This window comes from Paenibacillus sp. JT31N17 (assembly GCF_056269255.1).
The window spans coordinates 15008-39185 of the sequence record NZ_JBWDNP010000013.1; the positions used below are offsets into that span (position 1 = coordinate 15008).

A 24178-nucleotide genomic window follows, 5' to 3' on the forward strand; every position below is an offset into this window, starting at 1 on the left:
GTCAACCATTCTGGCTGTCAGAAGCTATAGCGAAAGCGGTGGATAGCGCTGCATCTGCCCTGATAACTTATACGGCCGCAGGGCGTATTTCATCCTAAACTCTATTATTTCTCGAAACCGTTTAAACTAGTCGTCTGCGTTTGCTACAAACGTTTTGCAGGCGCACGCAAAGCTCAAGCGGCGAAGCAAGGAGCTGCTCTTAAGTGCTCTCACAAGTTGGAAAGCCCCGATTTCCACATAATAGAACCTCCAATTCCGCGTTTAAACAGGGAAAGAGGTTTTTTTAGTTTGCATGAATGCAATGCGAACCGCGGGCTCCAAGAGGTAAAGTGAAGCTGTCCCCGCATGCCCTTGAAATTTACACGCATCCGCATAAAATCAATTGTCATTTCGCGCAACATTTGTTAATCTGGTATTGTGGTACTACCGCAAGTTTATTATTGCCAGCTAATGCACTTCATTTATGAAATCGGTTTATGTCTCATTTTATTTAAGAAGTTATTCATATTATTGGTACTACCATAATACCAAAAAAGGGAGAGCAAACAATTGAGTATTCTGCTAAAAGGAATGACATGGAACCATACCCGCGGATACCTGCCTATGGTTGCAACCAGCCAGCGCTATTCGGAGCTCCACCCGGAGGTTCAGATCCAATGGGAAAAAAGATCCCTGCAGCAGTTTGCCGATATGCCCCTGCAGCAGCTGGTGGACGCTTATGATCTCTTGGTCATCGATCATCCCTGGGCCGGCTATGCAGCGGAGCAGGGGGTGCTTCTTCCGCTCAATCTATCCCTGTCTGAGTCTTATATGCAGGATCAGGCGGAAGGCACGGTCGGCGCTTCGCATGCCAGCTATCAGTTCCATGACCGGCAGACTGCTCTGGCCATTGATGCGGCAACGCCGGTAGCGTCCTGGCGGCCGGATCTGCTCGCTGCATCGGATATCGGCGTGCCTGAAACCTGGGAGGATGTGCTTGCGCTTGCCGGGACCGGGAAGGTTGCTTTTCCCGCTATCGCCATCGACAGCCTGATGAATTTTTATATGTTCTGCCTGGCATTGGGGGAGACTCCTTTTCTGGATAAGGAAAACATTGTGAGCCGGGATACCGGAATGATGGCGTTGGATAAGCTGCGGGAGCTTGCAGCGCTTTGCAGCGGGGAAATCTTTGGGCGAAATCCGATTGCAACCTACGAAGCCATGGCAGCGGACGGAACCGAATTGGCGTACTGCCCGTTTGCCTACGGGTATTCCAATTATTCGCGCCGCGGCTATGCGGCCAATCTGCTGGAGTTCGGGGATCTGGCCGAATACGAGGGGAAGCGGCTGCAGTCGACGCTTGGCGGGACCGGACTTGCCGTTTCCAGCAGCACCAGGCATAAGGAGCATGCGCTGGCTTACACGGCTTTTGCCGCAGACCCGCTGACGCAGCGTACGCTGTTTACGGAGAGCGGCGGGCAGCCCGGGCACCGCTCGGCATGGCTGGATGAGGACAACAACAAGCGTTGCCTGAATTATTTTAGACAGACGCTTCCGGCCCTTGACCGGGCATTCGTGCGTCCGCGTTATAACGGCTATCTGGCGTTTCAGGATCATGCCGGCGACGATGTCCGGGATTATATGATGAATGGCGGCAATGCGGCCGCGATATTGGAGAAGATGAACGGGCTGTACCGGGATTCGCAAAAAAGACAGGGGGAGCACTCTTAATGTTTAAACCGCTCGAAGGCTTGCTGGTGCTCGATTTCAGTCAATTTTTATCCGGTCCGTCGGCCGCGCTGCGTTTTGCCGATCTGGGCGCGAGGGTGATCAAGGTGGAACGCCCCGATGGCGGGGATTTATGCAGACGGCTGTATATCTCCAATCTGGAGCTGGACGGCGACAGCACGCTGTTTCATTCCATTAACCGCAATAAAGAGAGCGTGTCCGCGAATTTGAAGGATCCGGAAGATCTTAAATTCGTCCGTTCTTTGATTGAGAAGGCGGATGTGATGATTCAGAATTTCCGTCCGGGCGTGATGGAGAAGATTGGCCTCGCCTACGAGACGGTCAGGGAGTGGAACCCGCGTCTGGTCTATGGCGTGGTTACGGGTTATGGCCGGAGCGGCCCCTGGGTGAACAAGCCGGGTCAGGATCTGCTCGTTCAATCGCTGTCGGGACTGGCCTGGCTCAACGGCGATGCCGATCAGCCGCCTGTCCCGTTTGGTCTGGCGGTTGCCGATATGATGGCTGGCGGACATCTTGTCCAAGGGATATTGGCTTGTCTGGTGCGGCGGGGCATAACGGGCCATGGCGGACTGGTGGAGGTCAGCCTGCTGGAATCGACGCTTGATTTTCAATTCGAGGTGCTGACGACGCATTTGAACGATGGGGGCAAAGCGCCGCAGCGCAGCGCGGTGAACAATGCCCATGCGTATCTGGGCGCGCCTTATGGCATCTACAAGACAAAAGACGGCTATATTTCGCTTGCCATGGGCTCTGTCATCACACTTGGCAGTCTGCTGGATTGCCAGCCGCTGGCGGAATACTCCGATCCTGCGGCCTGGTTTACATCAAGAGATGAAATCAAGGCGCATCTGAGGGAGCATCTGCTGAAGGAGAGCACCTCATATTGGCTGGGAAAGCTGGAGCCGGCCGATTATTGGTGCTCCGATGTGCTCACCTGGGAACGGCTGCTTGAGCATGAAGCCTTCAAGGAGCTTCAGATGACGCAGCAAGTCCGCAGGGACAACGGGGCAGAGCTGGTCACGACACGCTGTCCCATCCGCATCGACGGCCAAATCTACCAATCTGACATAGGTTCTCCCAGAATCGGCCAGCATAATGATAAAATCAAACGGGAATTTGGAGGCGTGGGCATACAATGATAAACTCTGTGTATTATGAGCAGTATGAGCTGGGAGCCGAGCGGCATACCGGCGGACGGACGATTACGGAGACGGATATAATTATGCATGCAGGCCAAACCGGGGATTTCTATCCGCATCATATGGATGCAGAGTGGTGCAAGACCCAGCCCTTCGGGCAGCGCATGGCCCATGGCACTCTGATATTCAGCGTAGCAGTCGGGATGACCGCAGGGGTCATCAATCCCGAGGCTTTCTCGTACGGCTATGAGCGGATGCGCTTTATCAAGCCGGTGTTTATCGGGGATACCATCCGGGTGAAGGTCACCATCAAGGAGAAGCGGGATCACCCCAAACGGACCGCCGAAGGGATTGTCAGCGAGCTGTGCGAGGTCCTGAACCAGCGGGGTGAGGTTGTGCTGGTCTGCGAGCATCTGCTTCTGGTCAGGAAGAACGGGGAAGCGGTGCAGCCTGTTTAAACGATCCAGAGAATTATCCCCTATCAATTACAGCTGTTCCAGCAGAGGAAGGAGCGCGAATTCATGAGCAAGCATCCATCGCCGGATGGAATAGAGCTGAATTACAAGCCGAAGCTGCCGCGCAATAAGGACTTCGGAATCGGTATCGTTGGTGCCGGGGACATCGTATTGAATGCCCATCTTCCGGCATATCGGCTGGCTGGCTTCCGTGTGGCGGGAATCTATGATATTAATCGCAGCAGGGCGGCAGAAGCTGCGCACCGGTATGGCATCGGCAAAGTCTACGACAGTCTGGAACAGCTTCTCAAGGACCCGGATATCGATGTGGTGGACATCGCCGTTCCCGCCAAATATCAATGGGATGTGGTCCGGGCCACCGCTGCCAGCGGCAAGCATCTGCTCTGTCAGAAGCCGCTGGCGGAATCCTACCAAATCGCATCGCAAATTGTGGAGCTGTGCGGCAGGTCAGGGGTCAAAGCCGCCTCCAACCAGCAAATGCGCTGGGCGCCGGGTATCCGCGCTTGCAGGGATTTGACCGGTCGCGGATTGATCGGAGCTCCGCTGCAGGCGACAATACAGGTGAATGTCCATACGCCATGGGAGATTTGGCCATGGATAGCTGGTATTGAAACGCTGGAGATTATGTATCACAGCATTCATTATCTGGACTCGATCCGCAGCGTAATGGGCATGATTCCGGAATATATTTATGCCGATGGAGCCAGATACCCCGGACAAGGGGTCACAGGCGAGACACGGACCATGATTCATATCAAATTCCCCGGCGACGCCCGCGGGCTTATCCACGATAATCATAATAACGGCATGCCTCAGGATGACTGGTATGCGACGTTCCGGTTCGAAGGGACGGAGGGAATCGTCAAGGGGACGAACGGGGCGCTTTATAATTATCCCAACGGCCAGGGCGATACGATAGGCTATTACAGCAAGCTTCTTGAACCAGGCCGTTTGTATGCGCCGAAGCTTGAAGGTCTATGGTTCCCGCATGCTTTCATGGGAACGATGGGGGAATTGCTGTGCGCCATCGAGGAAGAACGAGAGCCGGAGAACAGCGTCAGGGATAATCTGGTGACGATGCAAATGATGTTTGCGGCGTACCGCTCCATGGCGGAGAATCGTCCGGTCTATCTGCAGGAAATCGCCGCTTCCGTCTCATAACGAATAACAATGGCAGTCCAGCGCATGAATTCATGCCGGGCTGCTATTTCTTTTGCCTGAAATCATAGAATCCATCCGGCATGATGGCCGGTTGGTCTCACATGTTATATTATAATGGAAATGGTTTCTGGCAGGTTCAGACGAAAGGATAGAATGAATATGAGAGAAGTCCTTCTATATATCGAAGATGATCGGGAGATTGGCAGCTGGACGAGCCGGCATTTGCAGGAATGCGGCTATGCCGTGAAATGGCTGCAGAGCGGGGAAAAAGCGCTGGAGGAGGCGCCGGGCTGCGGGCTTGTCATTCTCGATGTCATGCTGCCCGGACTGGACGGGTTCACCGTCGGACAGCGGCTTAAGAAAGCGGAGCCGGGCATTCCCATCCTCATGCTCTCGGCCCGGACCGCGATAGACGACAAGCTGGCTGGCCTGCAGTTCGCCGATGATTATTTGACCAAGCCGTTTCATCCCGATGAATTGGTGGCGCGGATTGAAGTGCTGCTCCGGCGCTTCGGCGCTCATCCCGTGGAGCCTGTGGCGATCAAGCATCTGCTTGTCTACGAGAAGGAGAAAAGGATCGAGAACACCGAGACAGGAGAGGAGATTTTGCTGACTGGCAAGCAGTTTCAGATCTTCTCCTACCTGCTGCGCCATCTCGGCCAAATTATGACCAAGGAACAAATCTATGAAGCCGTGTGGGGGGAACCGTATTTCGATGGGGACAAGACGCTCATGGTTCACATTCGTTATTTGCGCGAGCGCATTGAACGCGACCCGGCCGCTCCGGAAGTGATCGAAACGCTGCGCGGTATCGGCTACCGGGTGAGGCTGTGAGGAACAAGCGCAGCGGCGCCGGGTTTCGCCGGTCTCTAATGTCCCGTTATTTGTTGATTGTTCTGCTGGCCTTATTGTTTATTCCAGTGATGTTCGGGCTGGCTTCCCTTGCCCTGGTGATCTCGGCTCCGGTAACCCGCAGCCACGATACGAATACGTCTCAATACGGAAGCGCAGCCGATCTGGAATCAGCCTGGCATCAAGAGGCTGCCATGCTGGCAAATCAGAGCGCCGATCAAATCGATCAGCGCCTGAAGGAGTTAAAGGGGAAGTATCCGGATGCATCCTTGTTCTGGGTGGACGTCGACGGCGGCACCCGGCTTCAGCTGCCGCAGCAGGCGGGGCTTCCACTGCATTGGACAGCGTATTCCGCTATCCGGTTCATGAAGGAAAGCGTTAACCGGGATCCGTTTACCGTAATAGCTCTTCTCGGCAAGGATGACAGCGCAAAAGCGTTCATGGTACTGCAACTACCAAGATCCCTGCTGCGGCATACGGCTCCTTTAGGGTATAGCACAACCTATCTGGTCGGATTTATGGTGCTGATGTTCGTCCTGTTTATCCTGCTGTCCTGGCTGTTCTTCAGACAGATCCGCGAGCGTCTGCTCGGCCTGCAATCCGCTATGGCGCTGCCGGCGGACAATAGTCTTCCGCTTCCCATTGTGCAGCATAAGGAGGATGAAATCGGTCAGCTTGAGAGCGCTTTTAACGAGATGGTAGTCCAGCTGAGGGACAGCCGCCAAAGGGAGAGGGAAGAGGAGGAGCTGCGCAAGCGGCTGATTTCCAATCTGTCCCATGACCTGAGAACGCCGCTCACGATTATAAGCAGCCAAATCTATTCGCTCCGCAGAGATGTGCCCGGTCAGTCCGCCCAGAAGGCATTAAGCCAAATTGAAGGCAAAATAGGCGATATGGGCAGTCAGATCGAGAATCTGCTGTCCTACACGCTAATGGCGAGCGGCCGGTATACGCTGCAAACTGAGCGGCAGGATGTGCTGCGGCTTGTTCGGGAAAGCGCGGCTGCCTGGTATCCCCACTGGGAGAAAGAGGGAATTGATGCTGATGTTCAGCTGCCGGAGCAGCCCCTGATCTGGAATGTGGACAAGGAAGCTTTCAGACGGGTATTGGACAATCTGTTCCAAAATGTCGTCAGACATGCGGGCGGTGGAGCCTATATCGGGATTTATATGGAGGAGCATGAAGGGACGATCGCCCTTGTTATTGCCGACCGGGGTGAGGGAATGGATACGGATTCCCCCGGCAAAGGGGCGGGTATCGGCCTTGCCATTGTCGATTATCTGCTCCGGGAGATGGGGCTTTGCCGCCAGACGGCCGGTTCTATGGAAGGCACGCGTGTATATATTTATCCCCACGCAATGTATTCTAATTTTTAAACCAAATTTAATCTAAGGGGATCCTTTGTTTTAAACTTCATGCGCTATCATCGTTTAGGAGGTGAAAGACATGAATCAATGGGTGATCCAAACAAATGGACTATGCAAGAAATACCGCGGACGCTACGCGGTGTCGAACCTGAATTTGAAGATCGGCCGAGGGGAAATCTACGGCTTTCTCGGGCCCAACGGGGCAGGCAAAACGACCGCGATCAAAATGATGCTGGGACTAATCAAACCCTCGAAAGGCTCGGTCAATCTGTTCGGTCTGGAGCTGCGGAAAGAGCGGCTCCGCATTCTGCGGAAGGTGGGATCGCTTGTTGAATATCCCTCCTATTACGGGCATCTGAGCGCGGTGCAGAACTTGGAGGCGGTGCGGCGCATATTGGATATTCCGGGACCCAAAATAGCCGAGGTGCTGGAAATTGTCGGTTTGACGAAGGAGTCGGCCCGTCCGGTCAAAGGATTTTCGCTCGGGATGAAGCAGCGCCTGGGTATCGCAAGCGCACTGCTTGGCAGCCCGGAGCTGCTCATTCTGGACGAGCCCACGAATGGACTGGACCCTTCCGGGATACTGGAAATCCGCGAATTGATCAAAAGCATGCCGAAGCAGCATGGGATTACCGTCCTGGTCTCCAGCCATATGCTGAGCGAGGTGGAGCAGATGGTCAATACTGTCGGAATAATCCGGCAGGGTGAACTGGTTTTCCAGGACACGATCGGGAATTTGCGGCAGCAGGCGAAGGGCGCGATTACGCTGGTGGTGTCGGAGCCGGACAAGGCGCTGGTGGCCATGCATGAGCAGGGCGTGCGCGCCAGACTCACGGATAGCGGAATCGTCATGGAGCAGGCAGGCGACGATACGGTTGCAGTGATGGTCAGATGCCTGGTGGAGCGGGAGCATGACGTATACCGTGTGGAGGAAAGAAAGAAATCGCTTGAAGATCTCTTCCTGCAAATTGTGGGGGAGGTTCAAACATGATGATAGCCAAAGCGTTCTCGGCCGACCTGTTGAAAATACGCGGCAAAGGGATCTGGCTGCTCGCTGTTGTGGGACCGGCAGGGCTGATCGCCATGCAGGCGGTTAATTTTGGCCTTCGTTATGATTACCTTACCAAGCAGCATGCGGATGATCTCTGGGGCGGACTGCTGAATAATATTCTGGCCTTTGTGCCGGTTTCTCTGTTCATGGGCATTACGCTCATCTGCTCGCTTACCGCGAATATCGAGCATGGCATGAGCTCGTGGAAGCAGCTGCTGGCCCTGCCGATATCAAGAACGGCGGTATTCGCCGCCAAATTCGCCGTCGTGCTCCTTGTACTCAGCTTGTCCTGTGCGCTGCTCGCAATTGGAACGCTCATTCTTGGGGTTCTGCTGGGGTTCGGTTACGATTTTCCGGTTGGCGCTTTGTTAAAGCTGTGTTTCTTCCCGTTTATCGCCTCATTCCCGGCACTGGCGCTTTTTCTGTGGATGACGTTAACCTTCCGGAATCAGGCTTTGCCGGTTTCCATCGGGTTACTGATGGCGGTGGCTTCATTATTCTCCATGTATTTTACGGAATGGGCGCCCATCAGCTGGCCGCTTCTGGGGTATACGGGACCTCACCGGCTGCTGTTTGTCGGTGCGGGACTGGCGCTTGGATTTGTTCTTTTGTTTGCGGGCAGTCTCCATTTCGAGAGAAAGGATGTGGAGTAAAATGTCATCCTTCCTCAGAGCGCTGGCTGCGGAACGTCTGAAGCTGGTCAAATCCCGCATCTGGCTGCTGCTGCCGCTCAGTCCGCTGATCTCCGCGTTGATTGGAATCATGATCACCTTCAGGGCCGAAGATGCCGGAGCTCCTTATCAGGCACTATTAATGGGGATGACACCTGTCCCCCACGCCATGCTGCTGCTGCCTATCCTTACCGGCATATTCTCCGCATTCGTCTGCCGATATGAGCATGCAGGGGGCTGGAAGCTGATGCTGTCGCTGCCAATATCGCGATCGGGTCTGTTCTTTGCAAAATTTGTTGTTGTGGCACTGATGCTGGCTGTGGTGCAGCTGCTCTTACTGGCTGCCATACTGGCTGCCGCCTTGTATCATGGAATAGAAGCCGGGGTTCCCTGGTCCATGCTGCTGCGGTGCGTGACCGGAGGATGGGTGGCCTGTCTGCCTCTTGCCGCCGCCCAGCTGGGGGTATCGATTGCCTGGACCAGCTTTGCTGCCCCTCTTGTCCTTAACGTGATGCTCACTCTGCCCAATATCCTGATCGTTAATTCCGCTAGATTTGCCCCTTTCTACCCATGGGCGCAGCCGCTGCTGGCGATGACGCCTTCCGGTTACGGCTCCGGCGGCATCGGTGGATTCATGATCCCTTATGAAAGTCTGATGATCACGGTTCTGGGCAGCTTTATGATCTTCTTCATGGCAGGCTTGATTTATTTGAACCGCAAGGAAATCTGACCGGTCATCAAACAGACCCAATAGAGCCGCTTTAGGGTGGCTCTTTTGGGTCTGTTTGATGTTTCTTGCCATAAATAACAACCGGTTCTTCTTACTGCAACAAGCTGCAGCTTGTTGTATAATAACGATCAACAATCGGCGGGAGGGTTGATCATGGATGCGGCGTTGGAACGATATGATGTTGAAGACCAAGATGTTCATCACCTTTTCTGTTGTTTTCCTGCTCACGGTGCTTCTGGCATGCACAATTTTGTACTTCAAAAATGTAAGCGATACCAAAAATCAAACCTATGCCTTATCCAGCACGATTACGAAGCAGTTCAGCCGTACGGTAGAGCTGTACATCCACGAGATGGAGGCGATGTCCGTCTCAATCTTCGGGGATCCTCTCGTGCAGCGCAATCTGCTCGATCACTATGAGACGGATAATCCGGTGGAGCAAAACCGCATCGAGCTTTCACTGTCGAGCAGGCTCTACACGCTGATGCATCCGCAGCCGAAGGTGCAGAGCATATACTTGTTCACTTTGGACCGGTATGCCTATTATGTATCGCGCTCCAGCGGGCCGAAGCTGACGGACAGCCTGGAGAAAGAAGACTGGTATACCGGGCATGACTACGACTACAAGAAGAAATTTCTGCTTCTGCCCACCGTAGTGGAGGACATCCATGATATCGAGTCGCCGAAGGTCATTTCTTTTGTCCGCAGCATCAACCGCATTCCTTCGCGCAGCAGCATCGCCTTTATGAAAATCAACATCAACATCGATGCATTCCGCGATATGCTGGTCCAGTCGGACAGCAATGAGATGGAGAAGAATATGCGGGTGTTTATTCTAAACGATGAAGGAACGGTCGTATATGATAACAAGAATGAGCTGACAAGCGGCACGCTGCAGAATCTGAGCGCTGCGATGCTGCCGGGAGGGAAGGCTTCTTCGGAGCTGACGTGGAACGGCAGGAAATATCTGTATACGGTCGACAGGTCCGCCTATACGGGCTGGAGAACCGCTGTATTGATCCCCAATGAGTATCTGCTTGCCCAGATCAAGCGCACACAGCTGATTTTGATCCTGGTCGGGCTCGCGGCGGTTATGATTATCGCGCTTGTTTCCTATATTCTGTCTTATCACATTACAATACCGCTCCATAATCTGATGAAGAAGATGATCCGGGTCGAGCAGGGCGACTTCTCGCAGCGGATGGAGGTCAGAAGCAATAACGAAATCGGCCGCCTGAGCCGGATTTATAACGACATGCTGGGCAGCATATCCCGCTTGATCAACGAAGCGTACCAGTCCAGGCTGGCTGAGAAGGATGCCCAATTATCGGCCCTGCAGGCCCAGATTAATCCGCATTTTCTGTACAATACCTTGAACATTATGAAATCCATCAGCCGCATCAAAGGGATTGAGGAAGTGGCGGAAATGTCGGAATCGCTGGCGGAATTGTTCCAGTACAGCATGAAGAATCTGCAGCATCCTGTTGCGCTCAAGGATGAGCTGGAGCATATCCGCTGTTATATGAACATCCAGCAGCACCGATTCTTTGACCGGTTCGAGCTCCACTGCGATATTCCCGACGAGCTTCTGCAGGCATCCATCTTGAAGCTTACAATTCAGCCGCTCATAGAGAATGCGATCATTCACGGTCTTGGTAAAACGAAGTCAGGAGGCGTCATCAGACTCCGGGCGCACCGAAGCAGCGGGTTACTTCAGATCGAAGTGACAGACAACGGCAGGGGGATGGACGGGGAGAAGCAGCAGGAGCTGCGCAGCATGCTGCGCACCCCCATTCTGTCGGGAGAGCTTGATCACGACACACGCGGAATCGGCTTACTGAACATTCAGCAGCGGATTCAATTATTTTATGGCGGGAATTACGGATTACACATCATGAGCCTTCCAGGCGAAGGGACAACCGTCAAGCTGGAAATTCCATACCTTATACCTGCAGATGGAAAGGGAAGGGACGCGCATGAATATATTTCTCGTCGAGGATGAGCGCTGGGCGCTGGAGGAATTGAAAACCTTATTTCAGAGCTATGAAGAGGAGCACCGTATTTTTGCCTTCGGGAACGGGGAGGACGCTTTGGCTGGAGCAGCCAGGACGCAGCCGCATCTGGTGCTGACCGATATCAATATGCCCGGGATGGACGGACTGGAACTGATCAGCGAGCTGAGCAAAGCCGATCCCGCGGTCAAAGGGATTATCCTGAGCGTTCATGATGAATTCGAGTATGCCCGGCAGGGGGTGAAGATCGGCGTTGTGGACTATTTGCTCAAGCCCGTCAAGAAGGATGCCTTGTACTTGAGCATCGATAAAGCGATAAGCGGCATCCGGAACGAGCAGAGACAGCGGGAAGAGCGGATGAACTGGTCCATTAGCCGGATGCTGTTTGCTTCGTGTCCGGTGGAGGAAGAGATGGCTGCGCCGTTCTATGGACATGGATATTTGATGGCGCTGCTTCTGCTGGGAAACTGGGGAGCGCACAGAGGCTGGCAGGATACCGGTATCCGCAATAGCGAGCTGAGGACCCAGATCGTTTACGGGAGCGTCCGGGAGGAGGATATTCATTGTCTGGATCTGGATTCCCGGCGGAAAATCATCCTCGTTCCGGTTGCCGCCGATTCCGGCAAATGCGGCATGGAATCCAGACTGATCGCGCTTTTTCAGCGGATGGATGAGAATGTTCAGCTCAGCTATGTTTTCAAGAACGGGAATGAGCGGCTCAGCAAATGCTTTGCCCTCCTTAACCGGAGGCTGGAAGAAAACATGCGGCTCGGCATGCCGACCTGGATTGCCCCCGATGCCCGGACAATGGACGCGGATATCAGCGGCATCTGGGATAAGGTGCGGATGATGGAAACGCTGTTCAGCCAGGGAGATCTCCGCAGGGGAACGGAAATGATCCACAAAATTACTGCGGAGCTGAAGCGGAAAAAAATCACCATGCGGCAGCTGCAAGGTTTTATCCGTGATTTGCTTTACTCCCTGCAGTTCAAATGGCGCCTATCTCAGCAGGGCCGGGTCGATCCGCCCAAGATGCAGGATGAGCTGCTGTCGAGTCTGAATGAGCTGACAAGCTACGAGGAGCTGAATGGATGGCTGAGCGCGAAAATTATGAATCTCCATCCAGGCCGGGAAAGCAAGGATATGAAGCCGAAAAGCATGATCCCTCTGCTCATGCAGTGGATACACCGCCATTATCAGCATAATATCTGCCTGCAGCAGTTTGCAGCGGATCATCATGTCAGCCTTGGCTATTTGTCCAAGCTCTTCAAGAATCAGACTGGCTGCACCTTCTCCGACTATCTGATTCATTACCGCATCGGCAAGGCGAAGATCCTGCTCACCGAAGGGATGGAACGGCTCTCGGATGTGAGCGGTCTGGTCGGTTATGAAGATGCGAAGCATTTCAGTCATGTGTTCAAAAAAATCGTGGGCGAATCGCCGCAGGCTTACGCCAAACGAACGAAATAAGGCTGAAAAGCAAAATCACCCTCCCAAAATAGCCAATCTACAGGTAGGCGGAGCATGGCAATCCCTCTAAACTTAATTCATACGGACTGCCATTCATACATGAATGCGCATACAAAAAGGGAGGACCAAAAAAACATGCGAAAAAGAAGAAGCGTCATGACCATTTTTGCGGCCTGCATCTCGCTTATGATCATCCTGACAACCGGCTGTGGAACAAGCGGCACCACAAACAATGAGAATCCTGGCAACAGCAAGCCTGCCGGTACGAATGCAGCTGATGAAGGCGGCGGAAGCAGCGCGGAAGCGCCTGCCGCCAAGAAAGTAACGTTAACGCTGATGGTCGGCAATACCGGAACGACGCTTGATGCGCTAAAGGTCGTGGCGGCAGAGGCTGAGAAGAAACTGAACATTGCCATTGAATTCGATATCAAGCCGGACGGCACAGAGGGCGACAATCTGGTTAAAACCCGTCTGGCTACAGGCGATATGGACGATTTGCTGGTGTACAATTCCGGATCGCTGCTGCAGGCGCTGAGCCCTGAGGAGAACTTTGCCGATCTGAGCGGCGAACCCTTCATGGCGAATGTGCTGGACTCCTTCAAAACGACGGTTACGGCAAGCGGCAAGGTGTTTGGCGTTCCGGTCGGCACGACGGTTGTCGGCGCCGTTCTGTACAACAAGAAGGTGTATGCCGACCTGGGACTTGAGATTCCGCGAACATGGGATGAATTTATGGCCAACAATGAGAAGATCAAGGCGGCGGGCAAGACGGCGGTAATCGGCACTTACAAGGACACCTGGACCTCCCAGCTGCTCATACTCGGAGATTATTACAACGTCCAGTCGCAAAATGCATCTTTTGCGGACGATTATACGGCCAACAAGGCCAAATATGCGACCACGCCGGCAGCGCTCAGAGGCTTCGAGAAAATCGAGGACGTATACAAGCGCGGATATATGAACAAAGATTTCCTGGCTACCACCTATGATGCGGGACTCAAAATGCTCGCGGAGGGCGACGGTGTGCATTATCCGATGTTAACCTCGGCGCTTGACTCGATATTCCAGAACTTCCCCGACAAAATCAACGATATCGGCGTGTTCCCGGAGCCAAGCGACAGCGCGGACATCAATGGACTGACGGTGTGGATGCCAAGCGCGCTCTATCTCAACAAGGACAGCAAGAATCTGGAAGCCGCCAAAAAGTGGACGGAATATTTCCTGTCGCCTGAAGGCCAGTCCGTCCTGTCATCCAAGCTCAAAGCATCCGGACCCTACCTGATTACCGGTATTGATCTTCCCGAAGACACCTATGCAGGGGTTAAAGAAATGCAGTCTTACTTTGACGAAGGAAAAACAGCGCCGGCGCTGGAATTTCTGTCCCCGGTCAAAGGCCCCAACCTGGAGAATATTACGGTTGCTGTAGGCAGCGGGATCAACACCGCGGCGCAGGGGGCCAAGGATTACGACAAGGACGTCGAGAAGCAGGCGCAGCAGCTGGCGCTCCCCGGCTGGTGATGAAGCCATAGGCTAAAACGTATTCATACCCTGCAACTTCTGCTGCAGGGTATGTCTGTTCAATCGGAGCGCGCCGCAAGTGAAGGCCTTCCGGCGGCTTCTACTGTCCAAGAGAAAGGATGAGCGCATGATGAATACCGCCTCCAAGCGGATGTATTCGTATCTTTTTTTTCTGCTGCCTGCAGGTGTGATCTATTTTACCTTCTATTTGCTGCCGACGCTCCTGTCCTTCTTCTTCAGCACGACGAGATGGACGCTCACGAAATGGGATTTTATCGGCATGGACAACTACGTCACCTTCTTCTCCGAAACGGCGCTCAGCATCGGGTTTCGCAACACGCTGATCTTTGCGGTTGTCACCTGTGGATTGAAGGTGCTGCTGGGTTTGCTGCTCGGCGCTTTTCTGACTTCAAGAATTATCGCCAAAAATTATTTGCGCTCCGTTGTTTTCTTCCCCACGCTGCTCAGCACCATCGCCGTCGGCATTACCTTCTCCACGATGATGCATCCGTCACAGGGGATTATTAATGTGGCGCTGGGCGCGCTTGGCATCGCAGGTCCAGACTGGCTCGGCAACACCCATATCGCTCTTTTGTCGGTTGCCCTGGTTGATGTATGGAAGGGAGTGGGAATCGCGACCGTCATCTTCATCGCCGGGATAACGGCCATTCCCCAGGTCTATTACGAAGCGCTCAAGATCGACGGCGGCAGCAATCTCGCAGCCTTCCGCCATATTACGCTGCCCCTGTCCCGTCCGGCCATGAACTCCGTCATTATTCTGGCTTTTATCGGGGGTCTGCGGACCTTCGATCTGATCTGGGCGATGACCAAGGGCGGGCCGGGCTTCACCACCGACCTGATCGCCTCCATTATCTACAAGCAGTATCAGGCCGGCTTCTACGGCCTTGCTACGGCGGGGAATGTCATCTTGTTCATCGGGGTATCGGTGCTTGCTTTCCCGTTATACAAGTTTCTGACCAAAAGCGAGGTAGACCTATGAGCGAGCGTGCCAAACGGATTTCTGTCGGCTTTATTGCAGTTGTGGTGACCACGATTATATTCTGGGTGCCCTTTTACTTCGTTATTATCAATTCCTTCAAGAACCAGCAGGATGCGGCGCTGATGTCGATGACCTGGCCGAAATCCTTTGAAATTTTCAGCAATTACAAAGCCGTTCTCACGGCTGCCGACAATATGCTGCTGCGCGCCTTCTATAACAGTACGCTGCTCACGGTACTGTCGATCGTTATTCTCGTCTTCGTCAGCGCCATGGCCGGCTTTGTGCTTCAGCGCAGGGAAGGGGGCAGGGGATCGTCCCTGCTGAATTTCATCGTGCTGGCCGGGCTGATGATTCCGCCTGCTATCGTTCCGACGATCTGGGTGCTGGATTCGATCGGTCTGTTCAAAACATTGGCCGGCATTACGCTGGTTGAGGTCGCGCTGCATTTTCCGTTCTCGGCGATTCTCTACAAGGCCTTCGTGGCCACGCTGCCCAAAGAAATCGACGAGAGCGCATTTATCGACGGCTGCGGCGGCATACGCCTGTTTTTCCATATTATTTTCCCGCTATTGAAGCCGGTTACCTCAACGGTTGTAGTCCTGACCTCCATTAACGTGTTCAATGATTTCGTCAATCCCTTGTATTTCTTCCCGGGGGCGGACAATGCGACGGTGCAGCTGACGCTTTATAACTTTACCAGCCGGTTCACGTCCTCCTGGAATTTGCTGTTTGCCGATATCGTGCTGATATCCATTCCGCCGCTCATTCTGTTTATCTTCTTCAATAAGAAAATAGTCGCGGGGATGACGGCCGGCGCTGTAAAAGGGTAAAACCTGCAAGCGCTTACCCTTGTTCGCTGCAAATGGTCTCGATCGCATTAGTTATTGTCCCGATACGCCAAGATTTTTGGAGTGCGGTTGATTATGATGAGTACAAGAAACCGTTCTCATATCCATGTTGAACCTAAGGAGGCGATGCAGAATCAAGCCGATTGGTGTAGGGATTCTCGGATTTGCCCATGGGCATGTCCATGCGTACTGCGAGGAGTGGAAGAAGCCGGAATACGGGATAAGCGTATTGGCGGGCTGGGATCACGATCCTGCGAGACTGGAAACGGCAAGAAGCGCATTCGGGCTAGAAGTCTATGCGAATGCGGATGAATTATTGAAGCGTGACGATATCCAGGCGGTGGTGATCGGCTCGGAAACCTCGAAGCACGCCGGGCTTGCAGAGCTTGCAGCATCGAGCGGCAAAGCAATAGTGCTTCAAAAGCCGATGGCGCTGACGATGGATGAAGCCAGGCGTATCGCGGATGCGGTTCAGACATGCAGGGTTCCGTTCACACTGGCCTGGCAGATGCGGGTCGATCCGCAGAATATGCAGATGAAAGAGTGGCTTCAGAGCGGCGAGCTTGGACGTGTGTTCATGGTCCGCCGCCGTCACGGCCTGCCCATGGGTCTAAGTCCGGATTTTGCCGACAGCTGGCATGTCAATCCCGCTCTTAACCGCGACATCTGGGCGGATGATTCCTCGCACCCGATCGATTTTATTCACTGGCTGCTGGGTGTGCCGGAGACCGTCACCGCCGAACTGGAGTCCTTATATAATCCGCGTATACCGAATGACAACGGGATTGCTATTTTCCGCTATCCCGGCGGCCCGATAGCCGAGGTGAGCTGCTCCTTCACCTGCACGGCGGCGGAGAATACGACGGAGATCATTTGCGAGAAAGGCAGCATTATCCAAAATTATGGCGATGTGCCCAGCTGCAACGTAGCCCGCACCGCAGGCGCGGCAGGCTTGAAACGATACAGCGCCGGGAGCGGCAGCTGGATTGAAAGCAATATACCTTCTCCAGACAATCATAGTCACCGCATCCGCGGACTGGCAAAGCCGCTGGCTGAATTTCTCCGGGGCGAGCGCGCTCCGCTGGCGACTGCCGAGGATGGAATGACGTCGCTGCGAATGGTTCTGGCTACTTATGTATCGTCGCGGGAAGGACGCCGTGTCGCATTAAGCGATAACGCCTTCCAGAATGCGTAGATCTCAAAAAACCAAATAGGAGGCAACTGAAAAATGGCCGTTAAAATTGGCATTGTAGGGATGAATGGGATTGGCAACAACCATGCGAATTGTTATAGAGAGGATGACCTTGCTGATCTGGTAGCAGTCTGTGATGTGGTGAAGGAGCGCGCCGATGCCGCAGCCGAGAAACATGGCGTAAAGGCTTATTACAGCCTGAAGGATATGGTCGAGAATGAGCCGGATATCGAAGTGATCGATATTACGACAGGCGGCATCGACAACGGCAGCTGGCATTTTGAGCCGGCTATGGAAGCCATCGGCTACGGCAAGCATGTTCTGGTTGAGAAGCCGCTGTGCCACGACATCCGCGAAGGGCGGGAACTGGTCGCTTTTGCCGAGAAGCAGAAGGTGTATCTGGGCTGCAATCTGAATCACTATTTCACCCCGCCGGCTGAAAAAGCCAAGGCATACATGGAGAGCGGCGATATCGGCGAATTGGTATACTGCATGGCGAAGATGGGCTTCAACGGGGGAGATCTGAATTATGGACTTGCGGGATCGCCGAAGATCAAGGGCCATCCATATTTTCATATGAAAGCGTTTCTTACTCATCCGCTCAGCGTTATGCGTCATTTCTGCGGCGATATTACGCATATTCAAACCTTCTCCGACCGTCCCGGCTTCCGCCGCAGCGCGGGAGACGTTATGGTATCGATCAACAGCATTCATATGAAATTCGCCAATGGCGGCGTAGGCTATCTGCTCAGTCAGAGAGGAGACGCGGTATACGGACTTGGCGGCTGGTGGAGCCTGGAGGTTGCCGGCTCGAAGGGTACCTTCTGCATCGAGAATTGCGTCGAGAAAATCTCCTACTGGAAAGCGGAGAAGGGCATTCCGGCGATAAGCGTTCAGCCTGAAGCCATCGTGACGGATTATGGCACCAATGATTTCAACCGCACCTTCAACAACCGGCTTCACGCGTTCCTTGAGGATGTGTCCAACCGTGTATCGTTCGATCAGCTTCGCGCCAACGGAAGAGACGCGCTTGCCGTTCTGGAATATACCTTTGCCGTCATTGAATCCTATGAGAGCGGCGGAGAGGTTGTTCGTCCGCATCCGCTGCCGCCGCTGCACGGAGATCCGATGTTCATGAAATAGCATCATCCATCCATATATTACTGAGGGAGTGTTCAATACTTATGGTCAAATTAGGCGTAAACTCTGTACTTTTCAAATCGTTCAGCTTCGCCGAGGCGGCAGCTGCAATTGCGCGCTCCGGCTATGACGGCGTGGAAATATCGGCTATCAAAGGCATGTGCGAGCATCTTGATCTTGACCGCTGGCAGGAGCAGAAGGATGAGCTGCAGGCCATCGTGAAGGAGAACGGACTAAAGTTCCTGTCCATGGAGGTCGCTTCGCTGGACGAGGAAAGATTGACCAAGGCATTCGAGGCCGGTGCGGCCATCGGAATTCCGGTCATCAACGTTGGACCCGGCGGAAAATCCGGCAATAAGGAGGATCTTGCCGCATCGATCGCTAAATTGACCCATCTGGCGGAGAAAGCCGCCTCTTATGGAGTCACGCTGTGCGTGAAGGCTCATGTCGGCAATGCGATTGACAATACGCCGACGACGCTTGCTGCCATGGAGGCTATATCCTCACCGGCTTTCGGGATAGATATGGACCCGAGCCATATCCACCGTTCCGGCGAAAACGCCGAGGAAGCACTGCCGGCTGTGCTCAGCCGTGTGAAGCATGTACACATACGCGACTGCAAAGGCCGCGCGCAAGGACCCGGCCCGATTGAGCTGCAGGCTTGCGGACGGGGCGATATCGATCTGTTCGGCTACTGCAAGGCGATGGTAGACGGCGGCTATGACGGCCCCGTCGTACTGGAGGTCATCGGTGCCGGACCGGACCACACGATCGATCAGGTGTCGATCGTGGCGGCGGAATCGTACGGGTATTTGAATGCATGCCTGAAGAAGCTGGGCGGCAGATAAGGAGCCGCAAACGCAAGTACCAAAAAGCGTAAATAACGGTTAGAAAAGCAGAGCCGCTTCAGGAGTCCTTTGATCTTCCGATTGCTGTTGTACCCCTGAATTTTTTTATTTTGGATACCTTTATCTGTTAAATTCGGGGTACAAAGGCAAACGCTTCGCTTCTCCAGATTCAAGTGACGCCTTCCGCTCTCGTTTTTCCTTTGGATGACTTATTGTCGCAAACCTGTTCCAGGCTTTTGCTTACGAAGCGAGTTCTTGCTTGATGCTGCTGAATACCGGCAGATCAGGTAAAGCCTCGCAAAAAACTTTCAGGAGGTAATCATGAAATGACAGCTAAAAAACCGAATGTGGTTATTTTCGGTATCGATAGTTTACGGCGCGATCATATGAGCTCATATGGATATTCGCGTCTGACAACACCTTTTATGGACCGGGTTGCAGCGGATGGCGTGCTGTTCGAGAAGCATTTCAGCCCAAGCATTCCGACAACTCCGGCTTATGCTTCCATGCTGACAGGTATGGATGTATTCGGAACCGATGTCGTCGCTCTTCGTCATCAGGGTCCGCTTGGCGGGCATGTGAAGACGCTGGCCGAGACGCTGGGCGAGAACGGCTATAACACGACCTGTATCGGCTTCACCGGCAATCCGTCCTCACGCGGCTTCCAGACCTATATTGACTACGAATCCTGGGTTCCCGACGAGACCGGACGTACGCCCAAAGCGCAAAATCTGAACAATGTCGCCGTGCCAGAGCTGGAACGCCTTGCAGCGGAAGACAAACCGTTTCTGCTGTTTCTGCGGCATATGGACCCGCATTCTCCTTACCTGCCGCCCGTTCCGTTCGAGCGCATTTTCTACGGCGACAACGAGAAGGATGAGAGCAACCGGTCGATGGAGCCGGTTTACGGCTTCAAGCCCTTCGCGAATTTCCTGAAATCCTGGATACCCGAGGGCGTCACCGATGAGCAGTACGTGGAGGCGCAATACGATGGGGCAATCGCCTATATGGACGCCTGCATCCAAACCTTGTTCGCCAAGCTGGAAGCGATGGGGATTGAAGAAGAAACATTGATTGTCATTACATCCGATCATGGGGAAACGCTTTATGAGCATGATTGTTTCTTCGACCATCATGGGCTGTATGATTGTACGCTGGTTGTTCCCCTCATTATCAAATTCCCCGGACGTGTTCCGGCGGGAAAACGGGTTTCCGGCGTAAGCCTGATCTCCGATATTATGCCGACGGTGCTGGAGCTGCTGGATATCAAGACCGATACGGCATTTGACGGCCAAAGCTTGACAGGCCTGATCCAGGGCGACGATGCAAAGCGGGTCAGCGAGTTCTATATAACGGAATGCACATGGATGCGCAAGCATGGCTGGCGTACGCCGGAGTGGAAGCTGATCTGCGCGCTGGAGCCGGATTTCCACTTCAAGCCGGAAGTGGAGCTGTATAACCTGATTCAGGATCCGCTGGAGAATGAAAATGTCGCAGAGCGCGAGCCGGAGGTCGTAGCCTTCCTGCAGAAACGGATGAACGACTACATCGCCAAACGCGAGCAGGAAGTGGGCCGCACCAATCCGATCTATACGAATCTGAACTGGCATGGACAGGGCAAGACCTTCACTTCCTCCCAGGAAGCGTATGATTCGCTCCATATCGGCTCCATCGTCAGCGCCCGCTCGCTTCAAGAGAAGGAGAAGGATGATCCGGCGTCTAAAGGCAAGACAAAAGGCAAAGGCAAGGCCAAGGGTAAAGAAAAGGACAAGGAAAAAAATAAGGCCAAAGAAGAAATTGCGGCAGCAGCGGAGTCCAAGGACGAGTAATAGGTCCACAAAAAACCTGTCATAAACAGACTTGTTTTCTTATATCGACCCATGCTTTTTGCAGGTAGCAAGCTCGAAAGGAAGGGACTGCAAATGATCAGAGTAGCTGTTGTCGGCGTCAACAATATCGGTAAAATCCACTGCCGCGCGTATCGAAGCCATCCGGGCACCGAGCTCGCTGCCGTCTGCGATCTGATGCCGGAGCGGGCCGAGGCGGCGGGGCGCGAGCATTCGGTTCCCCATTATACGGATTTGCGGGAGCTGCTGAGCAAGGAAACGATTGATGCCGTTATCGTGGCGACTGCGGGCGTAGAGAAAGGCAGCCATCACTTTGAGCCGGCCATGATCGCGATTGAAGCAGGCAAGGCGGTGTTCGTGGAGAAGCCGATATCCAATAATATCGAAGAGGCGCGGAAGATGGTTGCTTTTGCCCGGGAGAATGGCGTGCGGCTTGCCTGCAACCTCAATCACCGCTTCACCCCTGCGGCGTACAAGGCGAAGGAGCTGGTCGCGGAAGGGAAGCTGGGCTCCCTGCTGTTCCTGAATATGAGGCTGACGATCCGCAATCCGCAGGAGGATACGGAGTGGCTTCATATGCGGGCCCTCCATCCGCATTCCATCGATGTTATGCGGTATTTTGCCGGGGACGTGAAGCGGGTGCAGTCCTTTATGACCAAAGCTCCCGGGCGGACGTCCTGGTCCACTGTTTCCGTCAATATGGAGTTTGTCAGCGGCGCGGTCGGGCATTTGACGGGAAGCTATGATATGTCCATGCGGCATCCCATTGAATACTGCGAGGTTGCCGGTCACGAGGGCCGGCTTGTTATTGACAATGTATATGAGAGTATGACTTATTATCCGCATCATTCCGATGAGCTGACGGTTGTCCGCAATCCGTTGTTCGGAGGGATGAAGGGCTTTGACGACACGTTCGGGCATCGGATCAACCGGTTCATCGAGGAGATTCAGACAGGGGTAAAACCGGAGGATATTGCCGCATCCGGGGCAGATGCGCTCGCGGCGCAGGAAGTCATTGAAGCTGCTATACGTTCGCATCAGCTGGGCGGAGCTCCTGTAGAGGTTGCGGCTAACGAATGATACAGGGGACGTGGAGGGAAATGGATATGAATAATAACGGGCATGGCTCGGTATTATGGTTTACCGGTCTATCCGGAGCCGGCAAGACAACAACGGCCAAATTCTTGGAAGAGAAGCTGCGGAAGCAGGGACGGCGCGTTGAACTGCTCGATGGCGACGAGCTGCGCGATACGATATGCAAAGGACTCGGCTTCAGCCGCGAAGAGCGCTTCGAGAACATTAAACGGGTTACGTATCTCGCCAGGCTGCTCTCGCGAAACGGGGTGGATGTGCTGGTATCCGCCATCACGCCTTACACGGAGATGAGGGAGCACGCCAGGGCGCAGCTGCCAGGTTATGTTGAGATTTATGTGAAATGTCCCCTTCATGTATGCGAGATGAGAGATGTCAAAGGCTTGTACGCCAAAGCGAGAAGCGGAGCGATTGCCCAATTCACGGGCATCTCCGATTCCTATGACGAGCCAAGCAATCCGGACATCACACTATGCACATCCACTGCGACGCTGGAGCAAAATGGAGATACGATTCTTGCATGGCTCGGCCATGCCGCACCACTGGAGAAGTCAACTTCTCGGAGGGATTAGAAGCACGATGAAAATAATTATGATCTCGCTGGATACGCTTCGCGCCTCGCGTCTCGGCTGTTATGGCTACCATAAAGCCACAAGCCCGCATCTGGACCGGATAGCCCGTGAGGGAGTCCTGTTCGAAAAAGCTTATGCGGCGGATATTCCGACCGAGGTCGCGCATACTGGGATTTTTACCGGCAAAATCGGTCTGACCACAGGCGTTGTATCTCACGGCTCGGAGCTGACGCATTTGCCCAAGTCAACCGAATGGCTGCCTTCCATGCTGCGCTCCGCCGGCTTCACAACAGCGGCTGTGGACAATTTGTACCAGCTGAAGGAGTGGTTTGCCCGCGGCTACCGGTATTATATGAACAGCGTCGGGGGCAACCGCTGGATTGACGGACGCACGGTCAATGAATTGGCGATGCCCTGGATCGGGCAGCACAGGGAAGAGAACTTCTTCCTGTTCCTGCATTATTGGGATGCGCATACGCCTTACCTGCCGCCGGATTCCTACATTCCGGAGTTCTACGAGCCTGGCAGGGACCCGTTCGATCCACGAAACAAAAGCATGGAAGGCGCGTATAATCATCCAGCTTACCCTTTCTTCAAGCATCACCATTATGATCTGGTCGGCGAGGTTACGGACAGTGATTATTACGATGCGCTTTATGATGCGGAAATCCGCTATCTGGATGACCGGTTGAAGGAGCTGGATGATCATCTTGAAAGGCTCGGGATCCAAGAGGAGACCATGATCATTCTGTTTGGCGATCATGGTGAAAGCCTGACGGAGCACGACATCTACTGGGACCACTGCGGCTTGTATGAGCCGACCGTCCATGTCCCGATGATTATCCGTTGGCCGGGAAGAATTCCCGCCGGCCGGAGGGTTCCGGGGCTTGTGCAGCAGGTCGATCTGCTGCCGACTATTCTGGATGCCGCGCGCATGGAGGCTGTATCCGGAATTGACCAGGCGAAGCTTAAGAATCCCGCGGGTCTCGACGGGCGCAGCTTATGGCCATCGATCAGCGGCGAAGCAGAAGGCACGAACGATGCGCTGCTGTTGAGCGAATGTGCCTGGCAGGCGGCAAGGGCGATTCGAACGGACCGCTACAAGTTCATCCGCACCTATGACTCTGGGCCGTTCACACGTCCGCCGAGAGAATTATTCGATTTGACCGATGATCCTGCGGAAACGGTCAATCTTGCAGAGAGGCTGCCGGACGTTGCGGAGCGTTTGGAAACCCGGCTGAATGAATGGGTGGAGCGCAAGCTGGCAGGAAGAGCGGACCCCATGCAGCGACAGCTTCAGGAAGCAGGACTGCCCTTCCGGAGAAGAATCGAGCAGATTCTCGGTTCGGCGTCGTTGACCTGGGAGGAATGGTACCAGAACCCGCAGCGGGAGCGTTTCGACAACGCGGTGCTTCACCGCGGCTGACGGCTAGTTTTTCCCGCACGACCGTACAATCGGAGTCT

21 protein-coding genes are annotated in these 24178 nt (G+C 54.0%); all 21 read left to right on the forward strand.

Features of this window, described 5'->3' with window-relative positions:
• Positions 1-549: 549 nt before the first annotated feature.
• The 21 genes from AC0YOB_RS28730 (at position 550) to AC0YOB_RS28830 (ending at position 24140) form a co-directional block, all read left to right on the forward strand.
• Positions 550-1710, forward strand: coding sequence for an extracellular solute-binding protein (locus tag AC0YOB_RS28730; RefSeq protein WP_475795714.1), 1161 nt, complete (start codon positions 550-552; stop codon positions 1708-1710).
• On the forward strand, positions 1710-2867 hold the full coding sequence (locus AC0YOB_RS28735) for a CaiB/BaiF CoA transferase family protein (protein ID WP_475795715.1): 1158 nt from the start codon (positions 1710-1712) through the stop codon (positions 2865-2867). The genes AC0YOB_RS28730 and AC0YOB_RS28735 overlap by 1 nt, the downstream gene beginning before the upstream one ends.
• The gene (locus tag AC0YOB_RS28740) at positions 2864-3325 is read left to right on the forward strand and encodes a MaoC family dehydratase (protein ID WP_475795716.1); all 462 of its coding nucleotides are present in this window, start codon (positions 2864-2866) and stop codon (positions 3323-3325) included. The genes AC0YOB_RS28735 and AC0YOB_RS28740 overlap by 4 nt, the downstream gene beginning before the upstream one ends.
• 63 nt (positions 3326-3388) lie before the next feature.
• The gene (locus AC0YOB_RS28745; RefSeq protein ID WP_475795717.1) at positions 3389-4504 is read left to right on the forward strand and encodes a Gfo/Idh/MocA family protein; all 1116 of its coding nucleotides are present in this window, start codon (positions 3389-3391) and stop codon (positions 4502-4504) included.
• A 159-nt stretch (positions 4505-4663) separates the two neighbouring features.
• Positions 4664-5338, forward strand: coding sequence for a response regulator transcription factor (locus AC0YOB_RS28750; RefSeq protein ID WP_475795718.1), 675 nt, complete (start codon positions 4664-4666; stop codon positions 5336-5338).
• Positions 5335-6732 (forward strand): sensor histidine kinase, encoded by a 1398-nt coding sequence (locus tag AC0YOB_RS28755; RefSeq protein WP_475795719.1) that lies wholly within the window; start codon positions 5335-5337, stop codon positions 6730-6732. The genes AC0YOB_RS28750 and AC0YOB_RS28755 overlap by 4 nt, the downstream gene beginning before the upstream one ends.
• Positions 6733-6802: 70 nt before the next feature.
• Positions 6803-7714, forward strand: coding sequence for an ABC transporter ATP-binding protein (locus tag AC0YOB_RS28760; RefSeq protein WP_475795720.1), 912 nt, complete (start codon positions 6803-6805; stop codon positions 7712-7714).
• Positions 7711-8427, forward strand: a complete 717-nt coding sequence (locus AC0YOB_RS28765; protein ID WP_475795721.1) for an ABC transporter permease — start codon at positions 7711-7713, stop codon at positions 8425-8427. Before AC0YOB_RS28760 ends, AC0YOB_RS28765 begins: the two co-directional genes overlap by 4 nt.
• 1 nt (position 8428) lies before the next feature.
• Positions 8429-9175, forward strand: coding sequence for an ABC transporter permease (locus AC0YOB_RS28770; RefSeq protein WP_475795722.1), 747 nt, complete (start codon positions 8429-8431; stop codon positions 9173-9175).
• Positions 9176-9332: 157 nt separating this feature from the next.
• Positions 9333-11177 (forward strand): sensor histidine kinase, encoded by a 1845-nt coding sequence (locus AC0YOB_RS28775; protein WP_475795723.1) that lies wholly within the window; start codon positions 9333-9335, stop codon positions 11175-11177.
• Entirely contained in the window at positions 11152-12657 is a 1506-nt protein-coding gene (locus AC0YOB_RS28780; RefSeq protein WP_475795724.1) for a response regulator transcription factor, read from the forward strand. The genes AC0YOB_RS28775 and AC0YOB_RS28780 overlap by 26 nt, the downstream gene beginning before the upstream one ends.
• Before the next feature lie 135 nt (positions 12658-12792).
• Positions 12793-14175 carry an ABC transporter substrate-binding protein gene (locus tag AC0YOB_RS28785; protein WP_475795725.1) on the forward strand — a complete coding sequence of 461 codons (1383 nt, stop codon included), beginning with the start codon at positions 12793-12795 and terminating at the stop codon, positions 14173-14175.
• 130 nt (positions 14176-14305) lie between these two features.
• Complete coding sequence (locus AC0YOB_RS28790; RefSeq protein ID WP_475795853.1) at positions 14306-15175, forward strand: carbohydrate ABC transporter permease; 870 nt, start codon at positions 14306-14308, stop codon at positions 15173-15175.
• Positions 15172-16005 carry a carbohydrate ABC transporter permease gene (locus AC0YOB_RS28795; RefSeq protein ID WP_475795726.1) on the forward strand — a complete coding sequence of 278 codons (834 nt, stop codon included), beginning with the start codon at positions 15172-15174 and terminating at the stop codon, positions 16003-16005. The genes AC0YOB_RS28790 and AC0YOB_RS28795 overlap by 4 nt, the downstream gene beginning before the upstream one ends.
• A 124-nt stretch (positions 16006-16129) precedes the next feature.
• A complete protein-coding gene (locus AC0YOB_RS28800; RefSeq protein WP_475795727.1) occupies positions 16130-17218 on the forward strand; it encodes a Gfo/Idh/MocA family protein in 1089 nt (362 codons plus the stop codon).
• Positions 17219-17251: 33 nt separating this feature from the next.
• Entirely contained in the window at positions 17252-18358 is a 1107-nt protein-coding gene (locus AC0YOB_RS28805; RefSeq protein WP_475795728.1) for a Gfo/Idh/MocA family protein, read from the forward strand.
• 41 nt (positions 18359-18399) lie between these two features.
• Positions 18400-19203 carry a sugar phosphate isomerase/epimerase family protein gene (locus tag AC0YOB_RS28810; RefSeq protein WP_475795729.1) on the forward strand — a complete coding sequence of 268 codons (804 nt, stop codon included), beginning with the start codon at positions 18400-18402 and terminating at the stop codon, positions 19201-19203.
• Between the two features lie 326 nt (positions 19204-19529).
• Positions 19530-21032, forward strand: coding sequence for a sulfatase family protein (locus tag AC0YOB_RS28815; protein WP_475795730.1), 1503 nt, complete (start codon positions 19530-19532; stop codon positions 21030-21032).
• 93 nt (positions 21033-21125) lie between these two features.
• A complete protein-coding gene (locus AC0YOB_RS28820) occupies positions 21126-22130 on the forward strand; it encodes a Gfo/Idh/MocA family protein (protein WP_475795731.1) in 1005 nt (334 codons plus the stop codon).
• 26 nt (positions 22131-22156) lie between these two features.
• Complete coding sequence (gene cysC, locus AC0YOB_RS28825) at positions 22157-22714, forward strand: adenylyl-sulfate kinase (RefSeq protein WP_475795732.1); 558 nt, start codon at positions 22157-22159, stop codon at positions 22712-22714.
• 7 nt (positions 22715-22721) lie between these two features.
• Positions 22722-24140: a sulfatase family protein gene (locus AC0YOB_RS28830; protein WP_475795733.1), complete on the forward strand. Its 1419-nt coding sequence runs from the start codon at positions 22722-22724 to the stop codon at positions 24138-24140.
• Positions 24141-24178 lie beyond the last annotated feature (38 nt).

Bases quoted from the DNA above. Each gene is read 5' to 3' on its own strand.
- AC0YOB_RS28735 (WP_475795715.1), top strand. From the start codon at position 1,710: ATGTTTAAACCGCTCGAAGGCTTGCTGGTGCTCGATTTCAGTCAATTT.
- AC0YOB_RS28740 (WP_475795716.1), top strand. From the start codon at position 2,864: ATGATAAACTCTGTGTATTATGAGCAGTATGAGCTGGGAGCCGAGCGG.
- AC0YOB_RS28745 (WP_475795717.1), top strand. From the start codon at position 3,389: ATGAGCAAGCATCCATCGCCGGATGGAATAGAGCTGAATTACAAGCCG.
- AC0YOB_RS28750 (WP_475795718.1), top strand. From the start codon at position 4,664: ATGAGAGAAGTCCTTCTATATATCGAAGATGATCGGGAGATTGGCAGC.
- AC0YOB_RS28760 (WP_475795720.1), top strand. From the start codon at position 6,803: ATGAATCAATGGGTGATCCAAACAAATGGACTATGCAAGAAATACCGC.
- AC0YOB_RS28765 (WP_475795721.1), top strand. From the start codon at position 7,711: ATGATGATAGCCAAAGCGTTCTCGGCCGACCTGTTGAAAATACGCGGC.
- AC0YOB_RS28770 (WP_475795722.1), top strand. From the start codon at position 8,429: ATGTCATCCTTCCTCAGAGCGCTGGCTGCGGAACGTCTGAAGCTGGTC.
- AC0YOB_RS28775 (WP_475795723.1), top strand. From the start codon at position 9,333: ATGCGGCGTTGGAACGATATGATGTTGAAGACCAAGATGTTCATCACC.
- AC0YOB_RS28780 (WP_475795724.1), top strand. From the start codon at position 11,152: ATGAATATATTTCTCGTCGAGGATGAGCGCTGGGCGCTGGAGGAATTG.
- AC0YOB_RS28785 (WP_475795725.1), top strand. From the start codon at position 12,793: ATGCGAAAAAGAAGAAGCGTCATGACCATTTTTGCGGCCTGCATCTCG.
- AC0YOB_RS28790 (WP_475795853.1), top strand. From the start codon at position 14,306: ATGAATACCGCCTCCAAGCGGATGTATTCGTATCTTTTTTTTCTGCTG.
- AC0YOB_RS28795 (WP_475795726.1), top strand. From the start codon at position 15,172: ATGAGCGAGCGTGCCAAACGGATTTCTGTCGGCTTTATTGCAGTTGTG.
- AC0YOB_RS28800 (WP_475795727.1), top strand. From the start codon at position 16,130: ATGTTGAACCTAAGGAGGCGATGCAGAATCAAGCCGATTGGTGTAGGG.
- AC0YOB_RS28805 (WP_475795728.1), top strand. From the start codon at position 17,252: ATGGCCGTTAAAATTGGCATTGTAGGGATGAATGGGATTGGCAACAAC.
- AC0YOB_RS28810 (WP_475795729.1), top strand. From the start codon at position 18,400: ATGGTCAAATTAGGCGTAAACTCTGTACTTTTCAAATCGTTCAGCTTC.
- AC0YOB_RS28815 (WP_475795730.1), top strand. From the start codon at position 19,530: ATGACAGCTAAAAAACCGAATGTGGTTATTTTCGGTATCGATAGTTTA.
- AC0YOB_RS28820 (WP_475795731.1), top strand. From the start codon at position 21,126: ATGATCAGAGTAGCTGTTGTCGGCGTCAACAATATCGGTAAAATCCAC.
- cysC (WP_475795732.1), top strand. From the start codon at position 22,157: ATGAATAATAACGGGCATGGCTCGGTATTATGGTTTACCGGTCTATCC.
- AC0YOB_RS28830 (WP_475795733.1), top strand. From the start codon at position 22,722: ATGAAAATAATTATGATCTCGCTGGATACGCTTCGCGCCTCGCGTCTC.